Source organism: Candidatus Cloacimonadota bacterium (assembly GCA_020532355.1).
Classification (GTDB): domain Bacteria; phylum Cloacimonadota; class Cloacimonadia; order Cloacimonadales; family Cloacimonadaceae; genus UBA5456.
Window position 1 is genome coordinate 1 of sequence record JAJBBD010000118.1, and the last position, 2,938, is coordinate 2,938.

General features: G+C 48.0%; 3 protein-coding genes. 2 read left to right on the plus strand and 1 reads right to left on the minus strand.

Going from position 1 to position 2,938, the window contains the following annotated elements; genetic code table 11:
* The first annotated feature begins 156 nt into the window (after positions 1 to 156).
* The gene (locus LHW48_04130; GenBank protein MCB5259647.1) at positions 157 to 1,041 is read left to right on the plus strand and encodes a tyrosine-type recombinase/integrase; all 885 of its coding nucleotides are present in this window, start codon (positions 157 to 159) and stop codon (positions 1,039 to 1,041) included.
* A complete protein-coding gene (locus LHW48_04135) occupies positions 1,017 to 2,165 on the plus strand; it encodes an IS91 family transposase (protein MCB5259648.1) in 1,149 nt (382 codons plus the stop codon). Before LHW48_04130 ends, LHW48_04135 begins: the two co-directional genes overlap by 25 nt.
* Positions 2,166 to 2,475: 310 nt before the next feature.
* Here LHW48_04135 and LHW48_04140 read toward each other — a convergent pair.
* Positions 2,476 to 2,938: hypothetical protein (locus LHW48_04140; protein MCB5259649.1), on the minus strand; the 463-nt coding region annotated here is incomplete at its 5' end.

Consider the following 2,938-nt stretch of genomic DNA (forward strand, 5'->3'; position numbering starts at 1 on the left):
GTTGAACTAAATCCGCCCTACGGCGGATAACCTCTTACCAAATATACGAGTTGTAGTTTAAATTGCAAAGCCTTTGTATGGGCATATTTGTAACTAAACTTAAATCACAACATCATGGTAAGAACAAAAACAGGGCTCACTATCGTAGAAAGAGCCATGAGTCAAATTGACGGCTTTCAGAAGGTGCTGCGTACGCTGGAGCAGCAAACCGCCATGCGCGGGCAAAGCACCAGTACGCTCAACAACTACGTGCGACGCATTGCGGCCATAAGCTTAAAGTTCAATCGGTTGCCCGAGCATATCTCCGATGACGAGCTTAACGAGTACCTTACTGGGCTGGCCCTATCGGCCAAATCGCCATCGCGAAGTAACTTTAAGCATGCGGTTTACGGGTTGCGCTACTATTTCCGACACATTGGACAGGGGAAACGGGCCATTAATCTTCCGCCCATTAAAAAGGATGATAAGCTGCCCACCATCCTTAACCAGTCGGAGCTCAAAGAGCTGTTTGCTACGCCCAAGCTGCTTAAGCACCGGATTATCCTTTCGCTTATTTACTCGGCTGGGTTGCGCTCCCAGGAGGTTATACGCCTAAAGATTGCCGATATCGACTTTGAGCGAAAAACCATTCACATCCGCAGGAGCAAGTACAACAAGGACCGCATCGTACCGCTTTCCGACCTCATCGCCAAGGGGATACGGAAGTACCTAGCAGCAGAGCGTCCGCACGATTGGCTTTTTAACGGCAAAGAGGCCGACGGGCGTTACAGCTCCAAGGGTTTGAGCTGGATTATGCGCGAAACGTTGAAGAAGTCGTCGATTAAAAAGAAGGTAAACCTGCACTCGCTGCGGCATAGCTACGCAACACACCTGCTCGAGCAGGGCGCTAGTATCGTAACCGTTAAGGAGCTGCTAGGTCATGCCGACATAGCGACTACCATGGTCTATTTGCACGTAGCACAATGCGAAAAGGTTAAGGCGCATAGCCCGTTCGACCGACTTTATTCGACCCCAAAATGCAGCGACCGCCATTCGAACTAGCCGATGTGATCCATCGTTTTGGAGCCCGTTTTGTTGAGCGGTGCAAGCCCAATGCCTTCCAGGTGGGAACGCTCAGCGCGTTGGCTCGATGCCGAACCTCCGCTTTGGGCGGGCACGTTGAGCGGTGCAGCTGCTGCAAAAAGGAGCGTATCAGCTACAATAGCTGCCGTAATCGGCATTGCCCCAAGTGCCAACTATCCAACCAGGCCCTTTGGGTTGACGATTGCATTGCCAACACGCTCAGGTGTAAACACTTCCACTTGGTGTTCACCGTTCCGGAGGAGCTTAACGCTCTTTCGATGCTTGACAGCAGGGCTTTTTATAGCCGTATGTTCGAGTCTGTTTGGGACGTGCTGCGCACCTTTGGGTACTCTCATTTTGGCGTTGAGAGCGGGGCCATCTGCGTTCTGCATACCTGGGGGCAGAATCTGGTGCTGCATCCGCACATCCACTGTATTGTTCCGGCTGCAGGGCTAAACCTGCATGGTGAGCTCAAACATACCGGTAAAAACGGACGATACCTCTACCCGGTAAAGCAGCTGAGCAGCGCCTTTCGCACCAGCCTGCTAAAACGGCTGAAGGCGGACCTAAAAAAGGCCAACCTGCTTGACACTTACAAGCCCACCCTGGAAAAGACTAGGGCCAAGGAGTGGGTTGTGCACTGCGAGCCTGCGCTGGGAAAGGCGGAGCGTGTAATTCGCTACCTGGGCCAATACATCCATCGTGTGGCCATTTCAAATCAGCGCATTCTGAATATCGACGATGATAACGTTACTTTCCAATACAAGGATTACGCAGACTGTGAAAAATCGAAAGTAATGACGATTAGCGGCGTGGAGTTTTTACGCCGTTTCTGCCTGCATATCTTACCAAAACGATTTGTGAAAATCCGTCGCTACGGAATCTACGGCAATCGCTACAAGCGCCAAATGCGCAGAGCCTTTGGTGCTGACGATTCTCTGCCACCCGAAACGCGCAAAGAGAGGCTGCAACGGGTCTTGGGGTCTGACCCGTTGCAATGTCCGTACTGCAAAAAGGGGCAGATGGTTCGCGTTGATGTTCTACCCCGAATTCGTTCGCCGAGCGCTACCTCCTTTCGTCTATTGGAAAAGGTTTTAGCTTAAATTTCTAGGGTTTAAAAGCATGGCTTCGTCCATGCTGGGCATTGCATTGCCTAATTCTAGCGTTTTTGGTCAGGGGCTCTTACTTTCTCCATAGCTTTTCGCTATTTGTGTTTTTTTCTTACAAGTTGAAGCCCCATTTGTTCAGAGTACCTCACCTTCCGAGCCTCCAATTTCCCTTTTAGCGTATTAAAAACATTCAATTAACTCCATAGCGCTGCGCCGATGCGGATATACGGGCGGGTGTAGTTCAACCTAGGCTTCTCGCTGGGCACTGCGTGCCGCTATGAAGCCTTAGTATTGGCACCAGTTTTTATTCATTTTTCTCTTGTTTTCTCAAATAGTCAAGCAAAGAATTAAATAAAGGAAACATTGTTCCTTGGTCTGTCCACCCATCCCACATTAAATTTAACCAAATTTCATTTTGGAATATTATCTCAGCACTTTTCGGGTCATATAATGTTAGTCCAGCAAACCAACCGTCTCCAGGTTTATTAACCTTTGTCAGATTTAGAATAACGAACGGTTGGTTTATTTTGTATGCTCTATTTAATCCAACCTTGTCAGATAGAGATGGAATTTGGTCAGATAAACCTTTTTTTACAATCTCACTCTCAAATTGGTCATAAGTCAGAACTTTATCAAAATAATTCAAATTTTTTCCCATCGCTAACCAATAATCCGTAGATGGAACAACTAACATCATTTTCAGAGTGTCTGGATTTGTTGGTTTATCAATCAAGATTGTCGGATTTTTATTCCTTTTTGCTGGGAAA